Consider the following 24,574-nt stretch of genomic DNA (forward strand, 5'->3'; position numbering starts at 1 on the left):
TTAAGATGAAACCTCAAAAAACAATTACCAAACAACTATTGTTGCTTGCTTTTCCAATCATATTTTCCAATGTGATTAGTGCATCGTCCAGTTTAGTCAGTATGTATTTTATGGCGAAACTCAACCCTGCATCATTGGCCGCAGGCGCCTTGATTACCAGTACTTATGGTTTAGTTATCCTGTTTGCCGTGTCAATGCTCTATTCGGTTAGTGTTTTAGTTGGGCAAAACTATGGTGCAGGCAACCATAAAGCGATTGGAAGAGTTGTGTATTCAGGTTTGCTAATCGCCGCCATTGCGGGTTTGCTTCTAATTGGTGTTCTGTTAAATATTCAGCCCATTTTAGAGTTTCTGCACCAACCACCGGAAGTCAGCCAATTAGCAGGCGACTATTTCCGAGGAATTACTTACGGCTTAATACCCAGTTTAATGGGTGCCGTATACACCCAGTTTTTCATGGGAATTTCCAAATCAAAAATCATGTTGAATATTACGATACTTGGCTTAATTTTAAATACTGTATTGAGCTACGCCTTTATTTTCGGGTTCAGTGATTATCCTGGAATGGGTATTTATGGCGCAGGGCTTGCGACTTCAGTCACGGCATTTGTCTTATTAGCGGTTATCATTATTTATTTACAGTTTTCTAACCAATACAAAGCCTTTGCTTTATTTCAGACAAGCTCGATGCAGTTGCATTATTTTAAATTGCTGTTAAAAATCGGTTTGCCAATTTCAATTCAATATTCGTTAGAATTACTTGCTTTTTCTGCCATCACTTATTTAATTGGAACTCTCGGAGCAACAGCACTGGCGGCGCAACAAATCAGCTTGCAATGCTCTATGTTGCCCCTGATGGTGGTGATGGGCATATCGCAATCGGCAACCATTTTAATAAGCCAATATTCTGCCATGTCGCAACCGGATACCTTGGTCAAAATTGCCCATACCAGCATTCGTCTCGTTGCAATTACAATGTTACTAATTAGCGGTATCTATTGGTTATTCCCTACTTGGCTTATATCATTTTATTTAAATATTAATGATGGTTCATTAGCCGCGACGATTGCTTTAGCCAAATCATTGTTATTTTTAGCGGCTTTTACTCAACTTTTTGATGCCATACGCAATGTCGCTGCTGGAATCCTGCGTGGCTATGGCGACAGCCAATCAAGCATGTGGACCGGTTTAATCTCTTGCTGGGTAATTGGACTTCCGATTTCCCTTATTCTGGGATTTACTGAACAGCTAGGGGCCTGGGGATTAAGGGCAGGCATGTTCTGCGGCATTGCAGTGGGTTGCTTATTACTATTACGACGGATTCAACAACATCACCAGAAACCATTCACTCCTTTAACCGTCCAAGGAAGTCAGCATGCTTAAAAAATTGATTTCATATTTTGCTAATAATGATTTTTATAACGATTGCGGTGCCGAGAACAATTGTGATGTCATTAATGGCCAATTTAAAGTCAGCAATAAAGAAATCGCTACTCCCATAACAGTAAATGGAGAAGCGGTTATTGAAGCAGGCTCGGTATTTAAAAATAGAGTCCAAGTTAATGGCTCTTTACAGGCTTCACAATCATGCTTTGAATCCTTGTTAGTCGCTAACGGCACTATAAACTTGCACGACATCCGCCTTGAAACGGCCGAGTTAAGTGGTGGTATAAGCATAAATAATACCGAATGTCGTGAGCAATTATCCATACGCTCGGCAAAAGCTGAATTTAATCATTGCACGCTTAACTCAATTAATATTAAAGCCATTTTAAAGGCCAAAATTCAACAAAGTGTATTTTTAATGAATCAAACCGTTGTTAAAGGAAATATTACTTGTGAAGGCGGCTCTGCGATTATCTATATCGATAACACGAGCGCAATTCAAGGCGAAGTCATTGGGGCTGAGATTAAACAGCTTAATCCAAACCCTGAAACAAATTAGCGCTTCACAGTGCAAAAAATGAAGGACATACCGTTTTTTACAATAATAAAGGAGTCATTATGATTAAATTATCAACCAACCTTTCGTCAGAATTTAAAAATGTAAGCCAGATTCCTAGCCAAATTTTTGCGTTAAACCAACAAACGCAAATGGTATCACCAGGTGCATGCTCAAGCTCTTTTGGCTGTTCATGCAGCTGCTCATGCGGGGCTACTGCAAAAAGTTAATGTAATAAACCAGCTAGTTAATAGTTTCGTTTCTCTAGCTGGTTTAATTTAAATTGAACACTCTCAAAATAGCCACCATTACATATGAGATTAGCGTAATTAATTACATTATCTTTAATGATTATCCAATATAATTGCACGATTGAAATGTTGCATATGTTTATCATTTAAAGCCAATGCAAAGGCTTCAGCAATTTTATTACTAGCTATGTTTAGTACATCTTAGTTTTAGATAAAGATTTTATAGGAGATTATCATGGATTTTACAAAACCATTCAAAGTAGCCATTGATCGACTAGAACATTTTGCTTTTATAAAAAGACACCTAGATGTTTTCAAAGAACCGGCGCTAACCAATTACCCCATAACAGCTTATGAGTCTGATTTCCTGGATTTTATCTACAGTCTAGGTTTTATTAATATTTTAACCTTTGTTTGCATAAGTCTATTTCCCTCTTATTTCAAATATGATCCTTTTAAAATTTTTAATATTATTCCCATCATGCTTTTATTAATAGCCAATACATTTTTTATAGCTGCAGTAATGATGCTTTCTCATTGGGGACTAACTAAATCTATTGGTTATTTTTATAAAGTAAAAACTAATACTTTTTATGAAGCTCAAATATTTTGGCGAGTCTTTAGAGTTTTATCTCTCTCTTATATTCTTATAACAGTCCCTTTTTTAATTGAGATTAATAGTAGTATATTTACGCACGAGGCATTAGGCACAACGATAAATCGTATGTTTCTAATAACAATAATATTGATATTTATGCTTCAAATAAAGTTACTTGCTCTCCCCTTATATAGAATTGGAAAGCAATTCGGTAGAACTCTAGGCTTAATCCATATTTTGCTAGTCATTGCTAACGCATTATTTATCAATAATTTTTTTTGGAAACAGATACCTCCTGGTATTTTTATAAATACACAAGAATTCATAAAACTATTATCAGCCAAATAAAAGACTCTTAGGAGCAAACAGATTTTTTACTGTATGTTTGTTAGTTGGTTTCATACCATAATTTTAATATTGAGACCCAAAATCTCCAATCGGGTTTCAATATTAAAATTATTTTCTTAAAAATCTATAGTGGGGATTTTGCGTATTTAAGTACGACATTGTTCTACACCGTAGGACATTTGTAGTGGATTCCTGCGATATAAATCATAATAAAATCAATTGCTTATTCGGACATTGAGGGGCTCATAATCCGTTGGTCCTAGGTTCAAGTCCTAGTGGGCCCACCAATAAAATCAAGTAGTTACGGTAGTTTTCAGAAAGCTCGAAAAGTCATGTAGACGCAATGTAGACAGAAAGAATACTCAACCCTCTTGATTGGTTCTTCTCTTCTTTCTTGGTTTTTTCACACTCATAGTTGGCTTTTCATCTTTTACAAAACAAAATTCTGCATCTATCCCCATACAGCTCAATTCCTTGATTGTTCTTTTAAGGCTTATTCGTGAAAATAAGGGTAAATTATGACTTAAACCATTCTGCTCTTTAGAGGTGATAATTTGGAAGCTTACTTTGAATTTTTGTTCGCTGGATAAATTTAGATTATTTTTAGATTCCAAATTTGAACCCAAAATTTTTTTCTTCAAATTATCATACGCGTCATCATCACTTCGTATTAATCGAATAGAGTTTAATCCTTGGTTAAATAAATGGCTAAGAGATGAAGAAGAAGTACTTCTTTTTACATGATGCAAAATTATAATTTCTCCATTAATTTCAAGAATATCACATGGCTCAATTTGTGATTGCCCTCTGGGAGAAATGTTGCCTTTGTCTAAACATAAAAAGGAAGAAGATAACCGATGAGCACATTCCTTATTGTAATGTCCCTCATCTTCATGATTGAAAGGAGGTAACAATGTATCTTTACAAAATTTATCTAAGTATGTATTAAGTTCCGTCACAAAATTTCTATCAACTAGATACCAATTACCCTCACACAAATGATAAGTTTGATTTGCAAGCTTAATATCAAAAAGCAAAGATTTATAAACACTTAGACGAACACCACGAGCAACTCCTTCCCCATTCGTTAAACATAAATGGTGCTTTTTTAAGGTATCAATGTCCATATTATTAAAATCGAAATTTCTGCTTTTTAAATATTCATAGTATAAATTTATTTCTAAATCATCATGAATTTGACCGGCACCCTCTCCAGAAAATGTAGTATAAAAACCCTCTTTATAATCGATAAGCTCTGGAAATGCTAAAATAATGGCATGGTTTTTAGTTTTAATCTCAGCTACAAGATTTTCATTTAATGTATGTATTATAGTGGGATCTTTAATAGGAGCGATATTATTAATCTGGGGAAACTCTTCAATATATGAGTCATCTTGATATAACGTTAAAAGCTCTTTACATAGAAATTGTAAACTTTGCGGTCCCCGGTCCGAGCTGATTCTGATATTGTGAGATCCTGTAGAATGTTTAAATAAATGTTTAAATTGATCCTTAACATTACCAGTAAGGCTTTTCAGTATTGTATTATCCCGATCAAAATCAAAATATGTAAGATCAGAGTTTGAGGGTAACTGAATGCGTTGTCGCTTAGAACTTGCTGGTTCAACCATATCTAAACTTTTAAGTTTTAATGAATCAACAGAGTTTAATGTTATTCTGATCCCAAAATCATATTCATAACTTTCTTCTTTTAAATTGTGTGATACATGACCGAAAGTTATTGCAAACCATCTCATTTCTACAGGTATGAATACAATAGCCCCTTTTAAAACCTGTGTAAGTTCCTTGTTAATTCCAAAATATTGCCGCCACCAAGGAGGGGTTGGTTTGCTGTCAAGAAGATAAAATTTAGCATCTGGTGGTAAAAAATCACAATCTTGTTCTTCTAAATTATTTTCCTCTTTTAAACAATTTGTATAATCAAAATTTTGTTTCAATAAAAAAATGGAAAATGGCCTTGATTTACTCATATTAGGCATCCCTACCTTATAATTAAGTAGTTAATTATATCCAAGTTTTTAATATTATAGCTTATTCATATGGGATTGAATTACCTCAATTAATGCATCAAATTCATTGAGCATAAATAAAACACAAAGATTAAAGCATAGACTATAATTAAGTAAAGACTTTCAAGGATGAATTATGGGATTCCATTTACCTGCACAAAAGCCTTATCATACACTCGATGCATTAGAGTTCTCTGAAAAAACTTTTCATCTCTTAGGCAATTTTAGATCCTGTAAAACCAAAAAGGAATTTGGAGAAAGAATTGAAAACCTTGGGGGTAAAATAAGAGGTGATGGTCAAACAAAGTCTTTAAATTTTAAAGTCACAGATTATTTTGTGGTCGGTGATAATCAGTATAAAGAAGGTCAAAATGGGAATAAAATCTCCAAAGTAGATAAGTACAATTCTCAACACTCAATCCAAGATCAAATTCCCAAAATATCAGAATCACACTGCAATGAACTTATGGAGAAATATCTGCAACTAAAGCCCAAATAATTTTACGAAAATCAATTAGATAAATAGAAATCATACTTCTATTGTAGGTGCAAAAAATGCTGTTAAAAAATACAGGGTAGTTTCATATGGAAAGTGAATTAAAAAATTGGATAGAAGATAGAGTTAAGAGTCGGAACTCAATACCACTAAATACTAATAATTTTCTAGCTACTTCAGGTTTCGGGCAACATGATAAGAATAATCTACTTTTTGATTTTTCCATCACCTTAAAACAGAACAATGCAACAATTGATGGAGAATGGGAGGTACTTGAAGATGTAATTTCATTCAGTAATCCCTATTGGGACACGTCTAAGCTTGAAAGTTTAGTAAGTGATATAATTCAGCACCTCAAAAAAGGCGGTAAATTCCACTTAAATCGAAATCAGGGTGATCCTCAGTACTTTATTAATAGGAAATAATATAATAATTTGCAGATATAAAATTACACAGGACAATCGGGACAAAAGGGACATTTGGGGCAGGCACGTCACTACTAGGTTTTAGCCGTCCCCATCCTTTGCAATTAAGGTGGGGCATGTGGGACTTATTGCATTCTATATCTACCAATAAAAATGCATTTCATCATAGTAATTCCTTTAAATTGGGTATAGGATTAAAATGAATTAGTTTAATATGTAGTAGTTCAAACTTGATCTGACAGTTGCCGGTTTTTTAGAAGTGTCTGTCAGGTCAAATTTAGTTTATCAATTTTTCCATCCAGATTTGTTTGCCATCAGTTAATGTTTGCATTGGAGTTCTACCGCAGCACATTTTTCCACAATGCCGATCAAAAAACATGAAAATACTGGTTACACCAGCACGCTTGTATTCATAATCTAACCTCTTTAACAAGCTGTTTGCCCGTTTCGTCAAAGTTGATAATAAATGTAACCGCATGTTTAATATTTTTAAAAATTCATTACTCCATAAGCTATAATTTCCAAAACCGAATAAACTATAATTCCAAAAACATCAAATACTATGATTTCCACAACATAATATACTATAATTTCCACATGGACGTATAAATTGAAATATTATGAAACCTTCAGAAAAGCTAGCACAGTCACTAGAAGTTTTACACAATCTACAAAAACAAGGTAAATACGCTATTCAATCAAAAGATATCAGTCGTACCCATAGGGAACGACTTGTAGACAATGCATTTTTAGAAGAAGTTGTAAAGGGTTGGTATGTACCTATAAAACCTGATGAACAAAAAGGCGAAAGTACGGCTTGGTATGCTTCGTTCTGGAGTTTTTGTGCTTCATATTTAAATGAACGATTTGGTGACGAATGGTGCCTTTCCCCAGAACAGTCTTTACTTCTTCATTCAGAAAATTGGACTGTGCCTAAACAACTCATGATACGCAGTCCCAAGGGAACAAACCGTAATATGGCGTTGCCTCATAATACTTCTTTATTTTCAGTACAATACAAAATGCCAGCTATTCAGGATATAGAAATTAAGCAGGGCATGCGAGTTTATGCAATAGTGCCAGCATTGATCTCTTGTTCACCTAAATTTTTTTCTCAATATCCTACTGAGGCACGCTCTGTTCTTTCAATGTGTAATAGTGCATCTGATCTTCTGCATTATTTATTAGAAGAAGGACATTCTTGGATAGCAGGAAGGATTTGTGGAGCACTTCAAAATATCGGCAAATCTCACGTGGCGGAAGAGATCAAAAAAACCATGGAGAGTGCCGGTTATCAAATACGGGAAGAAGATCCATTTTTAACAAATACACCGATAGATTTTTCCGCTACTTACAAGCCAGCCTACCGAAGTCGTTTAGAAGTTATGTGGCATGATATGCGCGATATAGTTCGAGAAAATTTCCCTAACCCCCATCCTACGACAATTGATATTAAAAAATATATAGAGCAAGTAGACGAAAATTATATCTCAGACGCTTACCATTCTCTATCCATTGAAGGTTATCAAGTAAGTCCTGACTTAATTGAAAAAGTTCGTTCTGGACAATGGAATCCTGATGCTACAGAACAAGATCGAAATCACCGTAGTGCATTAGCTGCCCGTGGATACTGGCAAGCATTCCAAGCAGTAAAAAAGAGCCTTATGGAAATATTGAATGGAGGCAACCCTGGAAAAATAATACAAAAAGAACATGGAGATTGGTATAGAGAATTATTTCAACCTGGCGTTGCTGTAGGTCTTTTAAAACCAACTGATCTGGCAGGATATAGACGAAACCCTGTATTTATACGTCAATCAAAACATATTCCTCCACGTTGGCAAATTGTTAGTGAGCTAATGGAAGAATTTTTTCAGTTAATAATTCAGGAAAAGGAGCCTGCTGTTAGAGTTGTTCTCGGTCATTTCTTTTTTGTTTATATCCACCCTTATTCAGATGGTAATGGCAGAATTGGGCGTTTTCTGATGAATGTTATGTTAGCAAGTGGCCATTATCCATGGACTATTATTCCTGTGGAGAGAAGAAGTGAATATATGGAAGCATTGGAACAGGCAAGTGTGCATCAGAATATCCTTCCTTTTGCTAAATTTATTGCTAGCTGCGTCCTCTAATAATACTACAAAATAGAATATCTATAACAGCATGGTGATACAAATATTCGTTATCTGTAAATAAGTAACGAATATTTGTATCAGTCAGATTAGAAATGGAATCCATCATACTTGGATATCATTGAACTTAAGCGCATAAAGTGTAGTAGTTCAAACTTGATCTGACAGTTGCCGGTTTTTTAGAAGTGTCTGTCAGGTCAAATTTAGTTTATAAATTTTTCCATCCAGATTTGTTTGCCATCAGTTAATGTTTGCATTGGTGTTCGTCCGCAGCACATTTTGCCCTGATGAGTGCGCTCATTATTATAATAATGGAGCCATTCGTCCAGATCTTTTTGCAATTCATCGATATTATCATAAAGCTTCTTGAGAAAGGTGACCTGATAAAACTCTTGCAAAATTGTTTTATGGAAGCGTTCACATATGCCATTTGTTTGTGGCGACTGCACTTTTGTTTTAGTGTGGTCAATATTGTTGATGGCTAAATAAAGCGACTATAGAAAAAAAACATCGCCTTCTAATTGGTGATGAAATAATTTACAATCTGCTTGATTGGATTTGAAGCTGTATTTTTCAAGTTCTTTCTGCAAGCCAGCCTTAAGGAAATTTTATGTTAAGATGTAATCAATTTCCCATTTTATTATTTTTTTCATTTATAGGTTATTCGGTAAATAGTGAGACTATTCCCTCTATTCAAATCGCTAATTACAAAAATGATTTAGCTTATATTATTAATGCATCCAAGGTTGTAGTGGGTGCGAATTACCAGGAGGCTTGTGAGCTATTAGAACCAGATGGTTACAGGTGGAAAACTATTCCTACCACAATGCAAATCCTGCCTGCTAAATACACTAACGAATTTATGAAAGCGCAAGGAGTTAAACAATGTCATTAAAAGCCTTATCCATTTTTGTATTAGGAATAAGTCCTATTTTTGCTATAGCAACGCCACCAGTTGAAGTGATTGGCACCTGTAAAAATGAAAAGGCCGTAAACTCGTCTGTTACGATGACGAAATTAATAAATCCCGGCGGGGCTGCTGATGAACCTGATTGTGATGATCATTATCAAAGGTCAGAAAATAACCTTACCTATGGTTCAATTGTTTGTAATAATGAAGCCCATCTCATTATTAACAAGCAACGAATTAAATTAAGCACGGCTCAAAATTACTCGATTAATCCATCGATTAAACCAGGTTCATCAATATCACCTATCGCTTATTGGTCATTAATTAATTTTGATAATCAATCCTATTTATGTATCTCTGATCCGCTGTCAGAATCTGGACAGGGCGCTACTTTCATACAATACTACATTGTTGAAAATATTATGTCAGAAACACCGACCGTTAATTATTATTTTTTTGACAAAGAGGTAATGCCTTTAACCTCTACCGACTAGAAAACTTTCATTTATTCTATTTAAAAATCTCTTATTGGTACTTGGCATATCAATACGCAACCTGAAATAGGTTGCGTATTAAGCTCAAGCTATTCATGCGATTGAAATAAATGCAATCAAAATCCCTTTAAGCGTATTGATAATTTTTAACTAACCGATTGCTCATCTAGATTTAAGGGCGTATCTAACAAACCATACAAAAGCAAAAGATTTTCCGCTTCTTCAGCAAACACTTTTTTTGCTTTGTCGGACAGTTCGCCTGAAGAGGGTAAGTCATTCATGTGCTCAAGTAATGCGCGGAAAGCGACATGGATATGGCGGCGATTTTTTTTAGCGGGGTTCGATCGGCATTTCGTAGTGAATAAATCGAAAAAAATTCATTTGCATTCCATTTTGGACGAAGCTATATTCCATATTAGACGGACGTATAATCCATAATGGACGAACTCATAATCCATATTAGACGAAACTTAGGACACCTTCTTGAATACAAAAAAAAATAATTTTCCAAGACAACTTAAAAGTCGAATGGAAATTGCCATGAAGGATACACCCGTTGTTTTAATTAACGGGCCTCGGCAATCAGGGAAGACCACTTTAGTCAAAGAATACTCGCCCTCCTTACCCTACTACACATTGGATGATGACAATATTCTTAATGCAGTAAAACAAGATCCTGTAGGCTTTGTTAATCGAATCGATACAGCAATCATAGATGAAATTCAACGCGCTCCAGAATTACTACGTGCGATAAAACGTTCAATTGACGAAAATAGACAACCAGGTCGCTTTTTATTAACTGGCTCAGCCAATTTACTAGCATTACCTCAAATTGGAGATAGCTTGGCTGGTCGAATGGAAATATTAACCTTATTTCCACTTTCTCTGGCTGAAATCCAACGTAGAGAAAATCACTTTATAAAATATGCCTTAGACCAATCCTGGCCAAGTCACATAACACACTCAGAACAATCAGGCATTATTTCACAGGCTTTGACTGGCGGATATCCAGAAATGTTAACGAGGCCAGCGTTTGAAAGGCGAAATGCTTGGGCTAAATCTTATATCAAAGCAATAGTAGAACGAGACGTAAAAGATATCTCATCAATAGAAAAATTAGTGGAAATGCCTCGTTTACTAGAGGTATTGGCTCAACAATCAGGAAAATTAACCAATTTTACTCAAATTGGCGGGCAATTAAATTTAGATACCAAAACAGCGCAGAAGTATGTCGGGTTACTGGAAACACTATTTTTAGTACATCAATTAAGACCTTGGCATGGCAATACCTTAAGCAGAATAGTTAAAACACCCAAAATTCATTTTATTGATAGTGGTCTTTTGGCATGCTTGAACAGAGTTACCATGGAAAGCATTGAAAAAGATAAATCTTCTTTTGGAGCTTTACTAGAAACTTGGGTATATAGCGAGTTACTGAAAATGTGCACTCTAGCTAATGAGCCATGGAATATTTATTACTATCGTGACAAAGACCAAGTGGAAGTGGATTTTATTCTTGAAAATCATACACGCAAGATTATTGGTATTGAAGTTAAAGCAAGTCAAACTATTCTTAATCAAGATTTCCGTGGTTTGAGAAAACTGGCTAGTTTAACTGATAAAAATTGGATAAGCGGGATAGTTCTATATAGTGGCGATAAATGCTTGTCATTTGGAGATAATCTCTGGGCAATACCATTTTCATTTCTTGATTGAGACTAGAGTGAGGAAAATATTTAATGATTGAGCGTGTAAATCAAATACACAAAGTCACAACTTTAATTCTTGTACTCTTTGTTTTTGCATTATTTGTTTTTAGCAGATTGGCTGGTCAATAAAGCAATATCAATGGTCTCTGTCAACATATTTTAAGCGTACTTTTAATACTCGTTCATTCATGTTGTCACCGTCAAATATAAAGCTCAAGATTAAGTCCAAATTGTCTCGCATACTGCTGAAGCTTTTTAATATCCATTTTTTTGTCACTCTCCCACTTGAATACAATGAGCGTCTCAACACGCCTATTTTAAACATTTATAAAGCTAGATTTAAATTACTATCGAGCAAATTTATTTCAATTCGCTCTTTCGATTTACCAATATTAACGCGCTTTAAAGTAACAAACCCTACTTCTGCTGTTGAACGAACATGCGTACCTCCACAGGATACTTTGGAGAAATTCTCAATTTCCCAAAAGCGGCGTTGATTTTCAACATCAGTAAAACCGGTAAAAATGGGTTTATCTTGCTTAATTATTTCATTATATTCTGCAGTTAATTCTTGCAAAAAAGGTGCAATATTTTTATCATAAGCAAAATCAATTCGTGCTTTTGTCTCGGCAATGTGCGCACCAATTTTTTCAACATTAAGTTTACGAACCACTAACTCAAGAATGAGTTCAGCTGCAAAATGTAAACGCATGAGTCGGTAGCGCCTGGGCCAATCAATTGTCATCGTTACTTGCATCTGTGGTGTTAAGTTATGACCGTCGGGAAGCGTATAATAAATAAGATTGCCCTCTATTTCAGAAGTCAAAATGGGCAACTCATTAACATACGCTTTATCACTTTCTTGACCGCCAGAAAAAGAGAACGCAATGGTTTCATCAAATAAAACCCGATTATTATTTACCGAAGAAACATGCGTAATTAATTGTTGCTGGTAAGGATTGTCCCAAAATACTTTTTTCATAAGTAATCAATTGATGATAGTTATCTTATTAGTTTAAGTATAAATTCAAATAATTTCATTAAATTTGTATTATTTTACTCAATGATTTCAATGATGCAATATTGCCGACCTGCCAGAAGCTTCTGTAGACAGCCCGGTCGTTTTTTATTAAGTGGATCAGCCAATTTACTAGCATTACCTCAAATTGCACTACATCCCATGATAATACTGATAATATTGTCTGTGGTTAGCTAAGAGCCAGGGCATTTGAGGCTCAGTATTACCAAGATTTACTTAGGTTAGCTGTTTAATATGCACCATTATCTTTTTCACGGCTTCATCAATAGAACTTTGCGCTGTATCAACACATAATGAAATAGGATCCCATTTTTCATAATTGCGCGTTTTAACCTCATCCCAAGTAGGCAAGAGATGTCCATGAATATCCGGTGCTCTTGTTTCAACTCTTTTTTGATGTTCTAATAAATCCGAGCAAATAATCTCAATTTCCAGAAATTTAATGCCTATGGAATTAGCTACCTCACGCCAATCATTTCGTGTGACTTCAATAGAGTTTACTGAGTCCGCAACGACATTGAGTCCTAATTGTAAATTTTCTTTCGCAACTGCATAACTGATCAGATAGCCTTCAGGTCCAACAAGACCGTTGTTGAAATGCTTTATCGTTTGCTCTATCGTATCAACGCGCAGATAAACTGCATGCAACTGTTTAGCCAGTTCCTTTGCAAGGGTTGTTTTCCCAGTACCAGGTAATCCACCCAAAATTATCAACAAAGGCTCTTTCATTTTACCTCAACCCAAACCCAGCATATTTCATTTATAGTTAAGCTCGAACTATACCATAGGTTATATGATTATTATCAAAACCCCATTTACTACAGAGAGTTCCCAAAAACTACTTAAACTGACAAATATTCGTTATAGAAACCAAGCATGACAAGGGTTGGATATTCGCATCAAATACTTTGAATAAGATTCAGGAGAAAATCCACTCTCTCACATATACCTACCAAAGGAATATCGATTAATTGGTATCCCAATTCTGCATATGCCTGTCTCAAATCATTTTCAAATACCTGCGCTGCATCGAAAGTAAGTCTTCGTTCTGCATCATTGGTATAAATTTGTTCCCAGGCAGGAGCAAAAAATACTGTTGAATTATATCGATATGTGTGGCAAGCCTTCAGCTCAGAACCAATCTCTAAATTAAAACATTTACTATAAGCAAGTAGATCAGGAAGACCTCTATCAAAAAATACCAAGTCATACTTAAGCGCACTCTCATAATCATAAAGCATCCTTGATAACATCAACTCTTTAAACAAAAAGGGATTCCTATCATAAACTCCTTCACCATCAATATGCCGTTGCTGTTCTAAAACTCGCCTGGCAGGTTCGTCAACAATGGGAAAGCCCCGTTTTGATAATTCGGTTAATATTGATGTTTTACCGCTACCAGGTGGTCCAGTTAATATGTAATGTTGGTTCATTATTTCCTCTGAAAAATATTCTATATCTAATACATTAAAGTGGCTCATGATTCAATTGCGTTCATATAATATCATCAACATATAATGGCAGTAGTGATGAGCCTGGTCCCCTGGCTTGATAAATATTGACCTATCCTTCCATGGCGTTGGAATCGGCCTTACCTGAGATAAAATCCCCCGATACCACGCCTGAGTTTAATCGCGATCACCCCCAGTTGAAATTTTAACGCCTATATGCATAATCTTCGAGTTATCGGCTTACATAAAAAAATTGCTGATAAGCGACAAAACGTGGATCGCTATATTGAACTGGTAAAACTGGAAGGGGTTAATGACAAGGCAATCTGCAAAATAGCCAAACGCTTAAATGGCGCATTTCGAAGTGAAGAAGCCATCTCCTGGCTAAAACAGATAGATGACAATAGTTTTGAAACCTACAATCGGGATAAGCTGCTGATTGAAGCATACATGCTTAAGGGCGATGTATGCTGTGAATTGCGAATCAGGGACTGGATCCGGCATAATTTTCAATCTTATTAACAAATATCCCGTATTTAATACAAAAGCTATATAAGGAAAAATTTTAATTTAATTGAAGCTGCTGCTCTTCCGTTTTTGTACATAATTGAAGCTTAGAAACTGTGTTTGGATTACTAAACATAATTTGAGGGGCTTCTATCAAACTAGCTTGTGATCTTAAGTCCATTAATTTTTGTTCTTCATCATGGATTGAGGAATCTTCCGGAGCAAATTTCTTGGCCTTATTAAGAGCATTTTCGGCATTGACCCATGATTTTTCCAACCTATAAGTGCAAGCAATATTTAGCCAGGCATCAGCTAACTCTTGAGAGTCTACAGTTTTTCCAAGAATATCTAAAAAATACTTCCGTGCTTCTGGAAAAAGGTTCTGCTTGAAAAAGCACATACCTATTTGATTAATAGCGACTAGATAATCCGGATCAAATTCAATAGCTTGTGTATAAAGCTCTAAGGCTCTTACAAAATTTTCTGCTCTATACAAATGGTGCCCATATTGTGCCAAGCATTCAGTAAGATTTGATGTAATAATATTTTTTAGTGCAATATCATCTTCCTGACATGTTGTTAATGCTTTTTGATAATATTGAATAGCCAACTTAAAATTATTATCTATATTTTTTTGAACAGCTTCTTCCTCTTCTGTTACTTTTTCAAGCGCTTCTATATATTTTTCATACCAGCTAGCTACGCTGTTTAAAAACATAGGATTATCGCTACATATTACTAAGGCATTTTTTAGAAAAGTTTGCGCTCCTTGGAACAGTTTAAAGCTATTTGCAAGATCTTGTTCTAAGTAATGTTGAGCTGATTTTATATAGAGCAATCCAAGATTATGCCACGCCGATGCAGCCAAGGGATTAATTTCAGTCGCGCTGGTATAGCATGTGATAGCTGCACTGTCTTTATTAACAGCTTCATAACATTGCCCAAGTAAATCAAATGCGTAAGATACATTTGCAACTTCTTCTGAGTTATGTTAATTCAACTCAATATATTTTTTTAAGTGAGCAATAGCTTCACTTTTTTCATCGCAGAAAAAATAAGATTTCCCTAAAAACAAGTAACTTTCAGAGTCTTCAGGATTTTTATCAATAGCTTGTAGAAATAAAGTTTTTGCTGTCTGATATTCATGTTTGTTGAAAGCTTCCACACCTTCTAAATGAAAAGAGTTAAACATATTAACAATTTTTAATAATCAATATGATCATTATTATAACAAAATAATTTATGGATATGAACAGTATTTTGTTGTCATATATTGAGATTTGTTATTTCTAACTGCCTCTCAGATGCCCCATAAACCATGCTCACCCATGGCCGCTGTAGCCATCATGATTCTGGCTTTATTGGCAGGCATTCCGCCAACCAATCATTTGCCTGCCAATGCGCTCTAATAGCTGACTTAATGCCGCCTGTTTTTTCATGAGTTGCATCTCTGGTGCCATGCTCCTTACTATATCCCCGCTCCGCTCTACGCAGACTCGGGATATAGTAGACAAATAGATGAATAAGCAAATAGATTAAAAGTCTCGAACACAAAGAACACCGTCTTGAGAGCGCTTCGCGGTTAAGTAAAATGATTCTCAGGTTGACAATCAAAATTCTTTACTTGAAAAAGGAGTTTCGCCCATTTTTAGCATATCATATTGGCTCATCAAATAACTCCTAATTTACCGCGATAACAGTAATTTTTAGGAATTTATAATAAATAAATATGAAAAAATCATAAAATCAATCAAATTTACCGTTATAACAGTAATTTATGGTGAATTAATGCAAGGCAATACAATAATAAATTTATTTTTACAGCTTTTACTGCTATAACAGTAATATATGAATAATTCATGGTGTTCCATGTCCAAACACGAAATTGCCAATTTAGTCCATTACTTCCGCAAACAGAGCGGTTTATCGCAACAGGAATTAGCTCGGATAGCGGGTGTTGGTAAGACGGTTATCTATGATATTGAAAAAGGAAAAGAATCGGTGCGGCTAAATACATTGCTAAAAGTGTTCGATGTTTTAAATATCCAAATAAAATTTGAAACGCCTTTTCCTCCAACAACGGATAAGAATACATGAGAAAAGCATACGTATCAGTGAACGGCATTAGAGCTGGAATATTAGAAGAATTAGAAGGTGAAAAATATCAATTTACTTACCTTAATGATTATCAGGGGGCACCTGTTTCTCTCACCATGCCGTTAACAAATAAGATCTATTATTTTGACTTATTTCCCCCTTTTTTTGAAGGATTACTACCTGAAGGTATTATGCTTGAAGCATTATTACGTAAATATAAAATCGATAAAAATGATTATTTCGGTCAATTGATAATAGTTGGCCAAGATGTCGTAGGCGCAGTGACGATTGAGGAATTAAAATGAAGCACTGTCCTATTACTTATGAAAAGATAAGTGTTCAGGAAAACTATTCGCAACGCGGATTGCATTTGCTTTCTCCTCAATTAAAAAATCTTAGTCCATTAGATTTAAGTGCTGATGAGCAGAGACAGGAAGCAATTGCTCGAGTAGGAAAGATGTCTGTTCAAGGCGTCCAAAAGAAACTAAGCGCCAAACTAAAGATTAAAGAGGGATGTTTTGAAATTGTTGATCAATATGGTCAGTATATTTTAAAACCACAAAGTGATATTTATCCAGAATTACCTGAAAATGAAGCCATTACTATGACCCTTGCAAAGACCATTGGCCTCGAAGTTCCCGTTCATGGTTTAGTTTATTCTAAAGACAACAGTTTAACCTACTTCATTAAACGCTTTGATCGAATAGGTCATAATAAAAAGTTAGCTTTAGAGGATTTTGCACAGCTATCAGGTGAAGATCGACATACAAAATATAAAAGTTCTATGGAAAAAGTAATTGCCGTCATAGAGCAGTTTTGTACATTCCCAAAAATTGAATTCGTGAAGTTATTTAAGTTGACGTTGTTTAACTTTCTGGTCGGCAATGAAGACATGCATCTAAAAAATTTCTCTCTGATTACTAAGGATAGAAAAATTTCCATATCTCCAGCCTACGATCTACTTAACTCAACCATCGCTCAAAAAAACACCAAAGAAGAACTGGCTTTACCGCTAAAAGGAAAAAAAAATAATTTAACAAAGAGTGATTTTCTTAAATACTTTGCCATTGAAAAATTAGGATTAAATCAGAACGTCATCACTGAGATCGTACATGAGTTCCATCAGGTAATACCAAAATGGCAAGAGCTGATTGGTTTCAGTTTTTTATCTCAACCGATGCAGGCAAAATATCTCGAATTGCTAGAGCAACGGTGCAAGCGATTAAATTTTTTTTGATTAACTGATATCTGCAGCACAGCAGTTAAAATCGATGTTTTTCCAGAACCAGGTCCGCCCGTTAGAATGAAAAATCAGGTTTAGTAGCAATTATATTGTTCATATTCACTCAAAAAATGGCTTCAACTACTAAATTAGTGAGGACTGTTTACTTGCCAATCCGTTATTCTTGTTAAATATCAAATTTGACTCACCTGTTACAAATAAATACAATATGAGATAAGGTTGATCAAAAGCGGTTTAACCAATGAAATTAGTGCCTTATCTTATAGAAGACTCAACCAGGTTTGCAATTGAATCTGAGTATCTTACTGCTTCAGAGATGCAAAATGTTAAGCTTAAACTAAAAGAAAAAGGCCAAAGCATTACAAAAATAATTATTAAAAAAGGGCTTGATTGCAATTCTAATACTGCGCGTACAAGGCAATGTCAGTGGATTGCAACTTTATTTAACTCGTCTTTGTATCCTTATTTGACTGATTTTGATTTATCCAATAACGGAATTGATTCTGCGGATATTCAAACTATATTAAGCCAAATGAGCAGTAATAACAGCATCAGAAGTCTTAATCTGTCTCATAACTTGATTCGAAGTGGCGGCACAAAATTTATTGCTAAGCAAATAACAAACAAGCATACGCTTGCTGAACTTAATCTAAGCAATAATAATTTATTTTATAAAGAAAAATATCAAATAGAACTTATCGGCAAGGGCAGCAATCCGCAAACTGAAGCAGGCTTACAAGAGTTAATGGTTGCACTGCAAAATCCGGCGCTGAAATCATTAAACTTAGAGTCGGTAATTTGCAATCATGATACGTTCTTGTTTCTGAAATATTTTAGCAAAGTGATCCGCAATGAAAGCACGTTTAAGCTAACTTATCTTAACTTATCTAACAACCATTTGGTTATGGATGTTGGCTTTATACGAGCACTTGAAAAGAATGGTTACTGGTTGCACGAAATCAATTTAAGCGGTAACAATTTCACATTTACGGGTATTTTGAAAATAGCGAAAGCTCTGGCCACACATGTGAACTCTCAAATTCAAAAGATAGATCTTCGCAAAATCCCCCGTTGGAAAGTATCTGAAGATGATAAAAATCAGATTCGTGAATATTTTAACTATTGGATTAGAAAACCGAACTTTTTGATTAGCAACGCTCTACATGACAATCCCTTAAGCACATCATGTGATGTATGCAATTTGTTCGGCACAGAAGCAACAAACGCTTCAATTTCCGGAATGCAAATCGTCGGGCAGCAGTTAAATGAAAATATGATTAATGCGTTAGCAATGCAAAATGCTCAGATTCAAACGCCCAGTCAGTTACCACCCGAGGCCGGGCATAATCTCGCTGCGCCAGAGACAATAAACTTTGCATCCCCTGAAGCACAAGAGGAGTATGCCCAGCTGTTTAATCAGGAAGCTCAAACTCAGGCAGGCCAGGATGCCTCTAATGATTCGCTAGATGAACTGGTACATTCAATGCTTGGGGATACGGGTCTACTTGAAAGTCACTATCAGCCAGTTCTTTGTGAGATTGAACCTGAAGTGCTGCCTGAAGACACTATTGAAGAAAGTAATCTGGATGAGGATCAAGACAACGGGGATCTGAATTTGGTGGAGAAGTTATTGCTTTCTTTAAACCAAATCATTATCGAACGCTTGAACCATGTGGTGAAAAAAGATCGCCAAACAGAATATGTACCATTAATGAATTACGTTCAAGGCTATCATGGTTATTATATTTTACCTCTGCTGAGCGATGATTTAGTAGAGATTAACGAATGCATTCGCAATTTTCTGCAGCAATACCCGGATGAGGGGCAAGCATTGCAAACTCAATTGATAACCTGGTTTCGCCAGTTGAGGATTGTCAAATTGCCAGGCAATGATTTTTATTTCACCTTAGGCGATAATGAGAGTTGCCGCTGGTTGTCACAGGAGCTTGAACAACAGCTCATTACTAATTATCTGGAAGTAAGCAGTAAGATTATTGATAGACGCATTAAGATTGATCAAGAAACAGCCAATGCCTTAATTTTTACTCAAGTCGATTATTTAAGCCAGACTCGCAATAAGCACACAGAAACTGGAAGCCATCTGGCAATTTTAATTACGCCACCGAGTTCGGGGCAAATTTTATATAGTCTGCGCTTGTCATTAGTTCGCCTTGGGCTAGAGGGTTTTGAGGCTTTCTTTCCAGTTACTGCTTTGAAAAAAGACTCACAATTGCATTCTGATGCACAAGCTCTGTTTCAAGAATTGGATTTTGAGGTGCAATCGCAGCTGGGTATGTCAATTGAAGTTTCCAGGCTTGAGAAAACCAAAGAGCAGATAAACACGCTACTTGAGGAAATTGATTTATATAACCAGAGTAATCATCAATTGCTGATTATTCCAGTAGTACCGCATTCAATCAGCGCAAAACTAAATTCAGCAAGTAATAAGGGTAAGGAGGCAGAGACTGAGGATGATATGGCAGTTGAGTTTTCTCAACCGAAAAGCAGCAGCGATAAAGCACCGCCGATTCTTGGCCTCGAAATGCGCTCGTTATCAATTCATCGCCCAACCCGAAAAGGTAAACAGCCAAAACAAACAGCGCCGGTGATTATCGGGTCAGAGGATGACTCAGAGCAGGAAAAACCGAGCTTTATTGTCAATTTTAATAGTTACTTACAAAAGCAATTTGCAGGTTTCGGCATTCGTTTGGCTGAACGGTTAGGCTCCAATAAAGCCAGTTTACCCACTACTTTAAAGCCTAAAGCCCAGCTAACTATTAAAAGTTTACCTCTGTATTTTAATAAAACCCTTTATGACATGGAGCAAGCGATTAGCAGAGCCTTATATGCGGAGCCTGGTAATGCCAATCCATTTTTTAAACTGGATCCTTACCAGGTTGAAGGGATTAGCCAATTATATCAACAGCATGGCGGCTTATTAGCAGATCAAATGGGCTTGGGTAAAACAGAACAAACAATAGCAGTACTGCATTTACGTGCCAAAGAAATTCCTGAATACATGAAATTATTAGTTGTGACAACTAAAGGGGTAATCCAGGATTGGTACACAAAACTCATCAGAAGCGGATTTACTGCCGGTGCAATTGCCAGCTATAAAGATCCTAATGCCTACAATAATTTAGCCGGTAAAAAAATTGTATTAATTTCTTATGAAACCTTAGCTGCCAGGCTTGAGTCAAGTGAAGATAACGAACTGAAATTGCTGACCGGCTATCTGCCCGCTTATCCTGAGCCTATTTTTGGCGAAACCTTGCCTGGCGAGACCAGCTTAACTGACTGGGCTGAGCTTTGTGCCAGGAAAGAATTTAATTATTATGGCCGCAATAAGCTCATTTATAACCGCACAATTGTCGGTATTGATGGCAAAACCTTTAATCAGACTTACTGGCGGCGCTTGCCAAATCCTGATGAATTAACCAGATTGGCTGCGAGCCAACAGCGGCCGGTTGCTCAGGTTGCTTTAATCATTGCCTGGAATCTTATAAATGAATCGCTAATTGCCAGGAAACAACTAGCCCCTAATCGAGCGCTGTTAAGTAATAAGCTCACTAATCTGCTGAATGCTTTGCAAGCGATTTATAAAGCTAACCCATCTTTGGAAACAATCATTCCGTTAGCAAAAGTCGCTGATTATTTCAGCGCACGCTTTAATTCCTTCATGTTGGCAATGTTGGCGATGGATGAATGCGCCAAAGCGTTTCATAGTGAGACTAAAGTCACTAAAACCTTGTTACCGCTAAGCCGCCAACTGCGCTGCCGCGATAAAAATAATATCATTATCGGAATTACCGCTACCCCTTCTAAAAATGATTTGCTTGAGATGGCTACGGTATATCATTTAATCTCGCCGTTAAACCACTTACCTACTCATCTGTTTCGCGCTCTTTACGAACGGACTTACGATAGAGGAATCAAAAGCGCGATTAAAAAATATTTGGTCAGTAATACGGAAGCGGCCTGTCACGAGCTTAAAAATAAATTACAAGCATTTTTTAATGAATTACATGAACTGTTTACGGTTTACCATAATCAACGAGTCAGGCGGACCTCCGCTGACTTGACACATGGTACACGCAACGTGATTCCTGTCAAAAAAGTGATCAACGTGCCGTATTGCTTAAGTGCATGGCAAACCACATTTATTAACAATAACCAGGATAAAATTAATTCTTTTTGTCGTAATTATTCCCCTGACCAAACATCAGTACCAGTTACAGGTAAACGCAAACTGCTTGCAGATGAGAGTCAAACCGATCTTGATGAAATAAACGTTAATCTGTCTGTTTTGGAAAAAATATTTCTTCACCCAATGCTGCTTGACAGCGAGTATGGCCCTAGACTTTATGCGAAAGATAGCGATAAAGACGCTCTGATTAGTGAATACATCGCGGTCAAGCACACTGGCAACCTTGATGATTTTATTGCCCAGTCGGGCTGGCTTAAACAATTAGTGGAGACTGCACAAACCATTTTTTCCCAACCGAGTCTTAATGGCGTTCCCGCTAAATTGATGGTTCGTGTGGAGTCAAGACCATTTGCGCAAATTATTAGCTATGTTTTTAAGCAAAAATTGAATCAAACCCCATTAACGTTTAACGGCAGCCTTACTCCGCAACAACGGCAAGCGATGGCCAGGCAGTTTAATGAGTCGGCTAAATCTGAGACGATTTTAGTTTCCAGTGCAGGTAAAGAAGGAGTACAGTTGCGTGGTGCCAATCACGTTATTCCTTATCCAGAATGGAACCAGGATGATATCGATCAATTTATTGCGCGCGCTTTCAGGCGCGATAGCGAGCATCAGGAAATTACCGTTTATGATTTTATTTGTGAGGACAATCCTTTAGAAATGAAGCGGCGCAGTCATTGCGCCTATAAGGAAGAATGTAATCAATTCTTTTTTAATCATCAGCAGCACGCTGAAATAGCATTGATGACAATCTTGCTTCGCGAAATGCGTAAAGAAGAAAAGAATCCCGAGATTGTGCGCAGACTTGAACAACAGTGGCAGCATCTCCTTGAATTGGCAAGGATGGTAAAAGCAGAGCGCGAGCTGCTGGCCGCGGTACCAGCGCCTTACCCTCATAGCCAAGTTGCCAGCCAATTAGGTTTTTTTGCCACAGCACAGCCAATACCGGCGCATAGCCTTGAATTGGCGCAGCGCCGCTATGAAAAGCAGGAAGAAAGCACCATATGAATTTATGATCCAACCCAACTATTGCATCAAGTGAAGTCACAATATTAAACGCTCTAAGGCCTTTTTATTCCCATTCATAATGGCTAAAACGTATGTTTTAATTTTTTCAATTGGCCAATTCCACCATTGCAGCTTCAGCAAAAAATCAATCGTTTCTTCATCAAAACGTTTGCTAATGATTTGTGCTGGATTACCTCCTACAATTCCATAGGGTGCTACGTCTTTAGTAACTACAGCGCGAGTGCCAATGACAGCACCATCGCCAATGTGCACCCCTGGCATAATGGTAGCATCATACCCAATCCAGACATCATTACCAATCACCGTGTCCTTCTTACGATTCTCTATAAAAGGTACTTCAGGCCAAAAAGATTGGAAAATAATGAATGGAAAAGAAGAAAACCCACCTAAATGATGACTTCCACCATTCATTACAAATTTGACATTGGAAGCTATTTGGCAAAACTTACCAATGATGAGTTTATCGCCAATAAAATCGAAATGGTAGAGCACATTTTTTTCAAAGTTATGGACATCAACCGGATCATCATAATAAGTATAATCCCCAACAATAATGTTTGGGTTTTTAATGATATTTTTTAAAAATACAGTGCGCTCAACTCCTTGTATTGGATATAATTCATTGGGATTAGGCTGCATGATTAAATTCCTTAATTAAATTCATCTAAAAGCATATATCATCTCTTTCCCGGAAACCATTTTATCTAACAGGCATGGCTAATGGATGATCCCAGCCCATTAATCACCCATCAGGAGACGCTAATGTTAACTGCAAACGATTTGAACAATAATGAACTTATCAAAATCCGTATGGAAAACAATATGCGTGAAAAACTTGCATATATTCCTGCCAGACACCCCAAAATGGATATCACAGAAATAGGCAGCACATTGATAGTCAATTCTGCATTACCTTCTGATACATTTAATACAGCTTTTGGTGGATATATCGACGGTCTTACAGCAAAAAGGGTTTTTGATTATTATCGAGAAAAAAATCTCCCCATGGCCTGGTGGGTTGGACCTGGCAGCCAAACAGAATACACTGATGAAAGTCTACAGGCTGCTGGTTTTTGTCATGATGAGTATGATGTTGGCATGGTTGCAAATTTATTATATTTACCGGAATATACCTACCCTGATCAATTGGAAATCAAGCTATGTGATACCGAGGCAGACTTTAATGCTTTTGGTGAAGTATTGTCATCTATATTTGTGCCCTACCCTGAGGAAGTTCAAATCAAAAGATACTATCAACAACTTCATCTGGTTCCTGCGCAAAAACGCCCTGATCTAAAGCTGTTTGTTGGTTATATTAATGGTAAAGCCGTTAGTACAGCAGGATTATTTTTAACAGACTGCGCGGGTATTTTTGATATATCCACACGTCCGGAAGAACGTCAAAAGGGCTATGGAACTGCATTGTTCTACAGAGCCTTGGAGGAAGCTAAATTTTGTGGCCAACAAATTTCTGTTTTGCAAGCCTCGCCTGATGGTCTAAACATTTACAAACGGTTTGGCTTCCAACAAATTGGCGACTTCAATGTCTGGAACAATGCAGAGGCGTTCAATACTTGGCAGTATTTATAGCGGAGAAATCTCTTAGTAGCCACCCAGATATTCAGATCCAGACTATGAAATGGCGATCCATGCCGTAAAAAATACTT

23 protein-coding genes and 1 pseudogene are annotated in these 24,574 nt (G+C 36.4%); 15 read left to right on the top strand and 9 right to left on the bottom strand.

All coding sequences use genetic code 11. The annotated features are described in order from the left end of the window. Positions 1 to 5 precede the first annotated feature (5 nt). The 3 genes from ACFORL_RS08025 (at position 6) to ACFORL_RS08035 (ending at position 3,138) form a co-directional block, all read left to right on the top strand. Positions 6 to 1,382, top strand: a complete 1,377-nt coding sequence (locus ACFORL_RS08025; protein WP_382342848.1) for an MATE family efflux transporter — start codon at positions 6 to 8, stop codon at positions 1,380 to 1,382. Then, positions 1,375 to 1,944: a hypothetical protein gene (locus ACFORL_RS08030; protein WP_382342850.1), complete on the top strand. Its 570-nt coding sequence runs from the start codon at positions 1,375 to 1,377 to the stop codon at positions 1,942 to 1,944. Before ACFORL_RS08025 ends, ACFORL_RS08030 begins: the two co-directional genes overlap by 8 nt. 483 nt (positions 1,945 to 2,427) lie before the next feature. Next, positions 2,428 to 3,138 (top strand): hypothetical protein, encoded by a 711-nt coding sequence (locus tag ACFORL_RS08035; protein ID WP_382342852.1) that lies wholly within the window; start codon positions 2,428 to 2,430, stop codon positions 3,136 to 3,138. A gap of 362 nt (positions 3,139 to 3,500) precedes the next feature. Here ACFORL_RS08035 and ACFORL_RS08040 read toward each other — a convergent pair whose 3' ends face one another. Continuing rightward, a complete protein-coding gene (locus ACFORL_RS08040; protein ID WP_382342854.1) occupies positions 3,501 to 5,129 on the bottom strand; it encodes a DUF6119 family protein in 1,629 nt (542 codons plus the stop codon). Between the two features lie 175 nt (positions 5,130 to 5,304). On the opposite strand from ACFORL_RS08040, the gene ACFORL_RS08045 reads away from it, so the two are divergent. From ACFORL_RS08045 to ACFORL_RS08055, 3 genes are all read left to right on the top strand, one after another. Next, the gene (locus tag ACFORL_RS08045; protein ID WP_382342856.1) at positions 5,305 to 5,667 is read left to right on the top strand and encodes a BRCT domain-containing protein; all 363 of its coding nucleotides are present in this window, start codon (positions 5,305 to 5,307) and stop codon (positions 5,665 to 5,667) included. An 86-nt stretch (positions 5,668 to 5,753) separates the two neighbouring features. Continuing rightward, positions 5,754 to 6,089, top strand: coding sequence for a hypothetical protein (locus tag ACFORL_RS08050; RefSeq protein WP_382342858.1), 336 nt, complete (start codon positions 5,754 to 5,756; stop codon positions 6,087 to 6,089). A gap of 620 nt (positions 6,090 to 6,709) precedes the next feature. Then, positions 6,710 to 8,221 carry a Fic family protein gene (locus ACFORL_RS08055; protein ID WP_382342859.1) on the top strand — a complete coding sequence of 504 codons (1,512 nt, stop codon included), beginning with the start codon at positions 6,710 to 6,712 and terminating at the stop codon, positions 8,219 to 8,221. A 203-nt stretch (positions 8,222 to 8,424) separates the two neighbouring features. On the opposite strand, the pseudogene ACFORL_RS08060 reads toward ACFORL_RS08055, so the two are convergent. After that, a pseudogene (locus ACFORL_RS08060) lies at positions 8,425 to 8,712 on the bottom strand (integrase core domain-containing protein); the annotation flags it as partial. A gap of 119 nt (positions 8,713 to 8,831) precedes the next feature. On the opposite strand from ACFORL_RS08060, the gene ACFORL_RS08065 reads away from it, so the two are divergent. After that, positions 8,832 to 9,116: a hypothetical protein gene (locus tag ACFORL_RS08065; RefSeq protein WP_382342861.1), complete on the top strand. Its 285-nt coding sequence runs from the start codon at positions 8,832 to 8,834 to the stop codon at positions 9,114 to 9,116. Further along, positions 9,107 to 9,625 carry a hypothetical protein gene (locus ACFORL_RS08070; protein WP_382342862.1) on the top strand — a complete coding sequence of 173 codons (519 nt, stop codon included), beginning with the start codon at positions 9,107 to 9,109 and terminating at the stop codon, positions 9,623 to 9,625. Before ACFORL_RS08065 ends, ACFORL_RS08070 begins: the two co-directional genes overlap by 10 nt. A gap of 146 nt (positions 9,626 to 9,771) precedes the next feature. Here the strand turns inward: ACFORL_RS08070 and ACFORL_RS08075 are convergent, their stop codons facing one another. Beyond that, positions 9,772 to 9,906, bottom strand: a complete 135-nt coding sequence (locus tag ACFORL_RS08075; RefSeq protein WP_382342864.1) for a hypothetical protein — start codon at positions 9,904 to 9,906, stop codon at positions 9,772 to 9,774. A 202-nt stretch (positions 9,907 to 10,108) separates the two neighbouring features. Between ACFORL_RS08075 and ACFORL_RS08080 the strand changes: the two genes are divergently transcribed. Next, positions 10,109 to 11,341, top strand: coding sequence for an ATP-binding protein (locus ACFORL_RS08080; RefSeq protein WP_382342866.1), 1,233 nt, complete (start codon positions 10,109 to 10,111; stop codon positions 11,339 to 11,341). A 318-nt stretch (positions 11,342 to 11,659) separates the two neighbouring features. Here the strand turns inward: ACFORL_RS08080 and ACFORL_RS08085 are convergent, their stop codons facing one another. The 3 genes from ACFORL_RS08085 to ACFORL_RS08095 all read right to left on the bottom strand — a co-directional run bounded on the left by ACFORL_RS08085 (position 11,660) and on the right by ACFORL_RS08095 (position 13,854). Beyond that, entirely contained in the window at positions 11,660 to 12,316 is a 657-nt protein-coding gene (locus ACFORL_RS08085) for an alanyl-tRNA editing protein (RefSeq protein ID WP_382342868.1), read from the bottom strand. Positions 12,317 to 12,589: 273 nt separating this feature from the next. Further along, positions 12,590 to 13,102, bottom strand: a complete 513-nt coding sequence (locus tag ACFORL_RS08090; RefSeq protein WP_382342870.1) for an AAA family ATPase — start codon at positions 13,100 to 13,102, stop codon at positions 12,590 to 12,592. A 170-nt stretch (positions 13,103 to 13,272) separates the two neighbouring features. After that, positions 13,273 to 13,854, bottom strand: a complete 582-nt coding sequence (locus ACFORL_RS08095) for an AAA family ATPase (protein ID WP_382342871.1) — start codon at positions 13,852 to 13,854, stop codon at positions 13,273 to 13,275. 186 nt (positions 13,855 to 14,040) lie between these two features. Between ACFORL_RS08095 and ACFORL_RS08100 the strand changes: the two genes are divergently transcribed. After that, positions 14,041 to 14,346: a DUF6880 family protein gene (locus ACFORL_RS08100; protein ID WP_382342873.1), complete on the top strand. Its 306-nt coding sequence runs from the start codon at positions 14,041 to 14,043 to the stop codon at positions 14,344 to 14,346. 43 nt (positions 14,347 to 14,389) lie between these two features. Here the strand turns inward: ACFORL_RS08100 and ACFORL_RS08105 are convergent, their stop codons facing one another. Both ACFORL_RS08105 and ACFORL_RS08110 read right to left on the bottom strand, forming a co-directional pair. Beyond that, positions 14,390 to 15,199 carry a tetratricopeptide repeat protein gene (locus tag ACFORL_RS08105; RefSeq protein WP_382342875.1) on the bottom strand — a complete coding sequence of 270 codons (810 nt, stop codon included), beginning with the start codon at positions 15,197 to 15,199 and terminating at the stop codon, positions 14,390 to 14,392. 123 nt (positions 15,200 to 15,322) lie between these two features. Next, positions 15,323 to 15,523, bottom strand: coding sequence for a hypothetical protein (locus ACFORL_RS08110; protein ID WP_382342876.1), 201 nt, complete (start codon positions 15,521 to 15,523; stop codon positions 15,323 to 15,325). Between the two features lie 677 nt (positions 15,524 to 16,200). Between ACFORL_RS08110 and ACFORL_RS08115 the strand changes: the two genes are divergently transcribed. The 4 genes from ACFORL_RS08115 to ACFORL_RS08130 all read left to right on the top strand — a co-directional run bounded on the left by ACFORL_RS08115 (position 16,201) and on the right by ACFORL_RS08130 (position 22,886). Next, complete coding sequence (locus tag ACFORL_RS08115; protein ID WP_382342878.1) at positions 16,201 to 16,428, top strand: helix-turn-helix transcriptional regulator; 228 nt, start codon at positions 16,201 to 16,203, stop codon at positions 16,426 to 16,428. Further along, complete coding sequence (locus ACFORL_RS08120; RefSeq protein ID WP_382342880.1) at positions 16,425 to 16,733, top strand: HipA N-terminal domain-containing protein; 309 nt, start codon at positions 16,425 to 16,427, stop codon at positions 16,731 to 16,733. The genes ACFORL_RS08115 and ACFORL_RS08120 overlap by 4 nt, the downstream gene beginning before the upstream one ends. Continuing rightward, a complete protein-coding gene (locus ACFORL_RS08125) occupies positions 16,730 to 17,665 on the top strand; it encodes a lpg2370 family Dot/Icm T4SS effector (protein ID WP_382342882.1) in 936 nt (311 codons plus the stop codon). Before ACFORL_RS08120 ends, ACFORL_RS08125 begins: the two co-directional genes overlap by 4 nt. Positions 17,666 to 17,912: 247 nt before the next feature. Continuing rightward, positions 17,913 to 22,886: an SNF2-related protein gene (locus ACFORL_RS08130; RefSeq protein WP_382342883.1), complete on the top strand. Its 4,974-nt coding sequence runs from the start codon at positions 17,913 to 17,915 to the stop codon at positions 22,884 to 22,886. 36 nt (positions 22,887 to 22,922) lie between these two features. On the opposite strand, the gene ACFORL_RS08135 is transcribed toward ACFORL_RS08130, so the two are convergent. Further along, positions 22,923 to 23,546: a CatB-related O-acetyltransferase gene (locus ACFORL_RS08135; protein WP_382342885.1), complete on the bottom strand. Its 624-nt coding sequence runs from the start codon at positions 23,544 to 23,546 to the stop codon at positions 22,923 to 22,925. A gap of 123 nt (positions 23,547 to 23,669) precedes the next feature. On the opposite strand from ACFORL_RS08135, the gene ACFORL_RS08140 reads away from it, so the two are divergent. Next, positions 23,670 to 24,497 (top strand): GNAT family N-acetyltransferase, encoded by an 828-nt coding sequence (locus ACFORL_RS08140; RefSeq protein ID WP_382342887.1) that lies wholly within the window; start codon positions 23,670 to 23,672, stop codon positions 24,495 to 24,497. Positions 24,498 to 24,574 lie beyond the last annotated feature (77 nt).

This window comes from Legionella dresdenensis (genome assembly GCF_042649825.1).
Taxonomy (GTDB): Bacteria; Pseudomonadota; Gammaproteobacteria; order Legionellales; family Legionellaceae; genus Legionella_C; species Legionella_C dresdenensis.

Coding starts and splice junctions, on each gene's coding strand:
- ACFORL_RS08025 (WP_382342848.1), top strand. CDS start 6: ATGAAACCTCAAAAAACAATTACCAAACAACTATTGTTGCTTGCTTTT.
- ACFORL_RS08030 (WP_382342850.1), top strand. CDS start 1,375: ATGCTTAAAAAATTGATTTCATATTTTGCTAATAATGATTTTTATAAC.
- ACFORL_RS08035 (WP_382342852.1), top strand. CDS start 2,428: ATGGATTTTACAAAACCATTCAAAGTAGCCATTGATCGACTAGAACAT.
- ACFORL_RS08040 (WP_382342854.1), bottom strand. CDS start 5,129: ATGAGTAAATCAAGGCCATTTTCCATTTTTTTATTGAAACAAAATTTT.
- ACFORL_RS08045 (WP_382342856.1), top strand. CDS start 5,305: ATGGGATTCCATTTACCTGCACAAAAGCCTTATCATACACTCGATGCA.
- ACFORL_RS08050 (WP_382342858.1), top strand. CDS start 5,754: ATGGAAAGTGAATTAAAAAATTGGATAGAAGATAGAGTTAAGAGTCGG.
- ACFORL_RS08055 (WP_382342859.1), top strand. CDS start 6,710: ATGAAACCTTCAGAAAAGCTAGCACAGTCACTAGAAGTTTTACACAAT.
- ACFORL_RS08065 (WP_382342861.1), top strand. CDS start 8,832: ATGTTAAGATGTAATCAATTTCCCATTTTATTATTTTTTTCATTTATA.
- ACFORL_RS08070 (WP_382342862.1), top strand. CDS start 9,107: ATGTCATTAAAAGCCTTATCCATTTTTGTATTAGGAATAAGTCCTATT.
- ACFORL_RS08075 (WP_382342864.1), bottom strand. CDS start 9,906: ATGAATGACTTACCCTCTTCAGGCGAACTGTCCGACAAAGCAAAAAAA.
- ACFORL_RS08085 (WP_382342868.1), bottom strand. CDS start 12,316: ATGAAAAAAGTATTTTGGGACAATCCTTACCAGCAACAATTAATTACG.
- ACFORL_RS08090 (WP_382342870.1), bottom strand. CDS start 13,102: ATGAAAGAGCCTTTGTTGATAATTTTGGGTGGATTACCTGGTACTGGG.
- ACFORL_RS08095 (WP_382342871.1), bottom strand. CDS start 13,854: ATGAGCCACTTTAATGTATTAGATATAGAATATTTTTCAGAGGAAATA.
- ACFORL_RS08100 (WP_382342873.1), top strand. CDS start 14,041: ATGCATAATCTTCGAGTTATCGGCTTACATAAAAAAATTGCTGATAAG.
- ACFORL_RS08110 (WP_382342876.1), bottom strand. CDS start 15,523: ATGTTTAACTCTTTTCATTTAGAAGGTGTGGAAGCTTTCAACAAACAT.
- ACFORL_RS08115 (WP_382342878.1), top strand. CDS start 16,201: ATGTCCAAACACGAAATTGCCAATTTAGTCCATTACTTCCGCAAACAG.
- ACFORL_RS08120 (WP_382342880.1), top strand. CDS start 16,425: ATGAGAAAAGCATACGTATCAGTGAACGGCATTAGAGCTGGAATATTA.
- ACFORL_RS08125 (WP_382342882.1), top strand. CDS start 16,730: ATGAAGCACTGTCCTATTACTTATGAAAAGATAAGTGTTCAGGAAAAC.
- ACFORL_RS08130 (WP_382342883.1), top strand. CDS start 17,913: ATGAAATTAGTGCCTTATCTTATAGAAGACTCAACCAGGTTTGCAATT.
- ACFORL_RS08135 (WP_382342885.1), bottom strand. CDS start 23,546: ATGCAGCCTAATCCCAATGAATTATATCCAATACAAGGAGTTGAGCGC.
- ACFORL_RS08140 (WP_382342887.1), top strand. CDS start 23,670: ATGTTAACTGCAAACGATTTGAACAATAATGAACTTATCAAAATCCGT.